Source organism: Desulforhopalus vacuolatus (genome assembly GCF_016918505.1).
Classification (GTDB): Bacteria; Desulfobacterota; Desulfobulbia; order Desulfobulbales; family Desulfocapsaceae; genus Desulforhopalus; species Desulforhopalus vacuolatus.
The window spans coordinates 1-1,219 of sequence record NZ_JAFFPZ010000087.1; the positions used below are offsets into that span (position 1 = coordinate 1).

At 43.2% G+C, this 1,219-nt stretch carries 1 protein-coding gene; it reads right to left on the bottom strand.

Annotated elements, in window-relative coordinates:
* Positions 1-13: 13 nt before the first annotated feature.
* A complete protein-coding gene (locus JWG39_RS15995; protein ID WP_205220438.1) occupies positions 14-1,198 on the bottom strand; it encodes an IS4 family transposase in 1,185 nt (394 codons plus the stop codon).
* Positions 1,199-1,219: the final 21 nt, after the last annotated feature.

Sequence of the window (1,219 nt, forward strand, 5' to 3'; positions counted from 1 at the left end):
CAGTGGTGTCCGGTTAGAAAATTGCATGTTTCTTTTTTAACCGTTTTCGTGGTCGTGGACTGCATTTTCGTTTGTGTATTTGCATAGCTGCTGCCTGTTCTGCTGCCTGCTGTCTTGCTTCATTACGAATCTGATTACGCAGTTGACGAACACGGCGAATAGAGACAGATTCACCGTGTTTTTCCTGACAGTAAATTGCCAAGAGAATATAAGTAATCAAGCCGGACAATATCTGAACCATCATGCCGTTCTTACTTCTGGCAAAGAGATGGTAGACTTTGAGGTGACGCTTCCACCATGCAAAGAAATTTTCGATATTCCAACGGAGTTTGTATATAAATGCTATCTGTTCGGCAGACAGATCGAATCTGTCTGTGGCAACCCAGTACTGCTTGCCAGCGATATTATAACCGACAAGACGGAGCGGCTCTGTACTTTGATTGATATAAGGAGTGCCCAGCAAAACATTAGCATCAAAGAAAACATGAGAATTTTCCTCTACAGGAAGTTCTTCGATTATGGTTTTTCTGGTATTTCTTTTTATGCGACAAACAAAATGACAACCATCCAGCTGCCATTGGTCAAACAGCTTGTGTGCCTGGTATCCTCTATCCAGCACGCCCGTTTGACCAGGGTTGATAATTTTACTGACAAAAGGTCTTTCTGCTCCTTTACCTTCCGTCAGAAACAACTTATGAGGAACCCCATGGTTCAGGTCAAAGCCGAGATGAAGTTTTGCTTTTTTTGTTTTGCTTCTATACTCTGCCCAGTGCATTGAGAGAACGGAATCGATAAGAGATCCATCAAGAGCAACAAGATCACCCAGATCAAAGTATTGTGACGGTAAAGAACCAGGGATCTGTTTTTGCAGTTCGGTAAAAACATGGAGAAGTTGCTCTACACCACGGTCATTGACAGTATCGAAAAAAGTTGAACGCTTTATGCCCCCAGCAGGTGCAATAAGGTCTCGGGCATAATCATCTTCCTGCAGAGCTTGAATTAACTCTCTACCGGATGAGAATTCCTGCAGGTGATAGTATGTAAGAATGTTCAGCAGATCTTCAGTGTTCATCGCCAATGGTTTGTTGGATCTTGATCGAAGCGGTGGTGCATTGACCAAGGCCTGCTTTGTTGGTTTGAGTAAGTGTGTTTGTGATGGGACAGCATATCGCCGGGAGCGAAAAGTTACAAAATCCATCGTAACCTCCTTAGAAGATTA

Coding starts and splice junctions, on each gene's coding strand:
- JWG39_RS15995 (WP_205220438.1), bottom strand. CDS start 1,198: ATGGATTTTGTAACTTTTCGCTCCCGGCGATATGCTGTCCCATCACAA.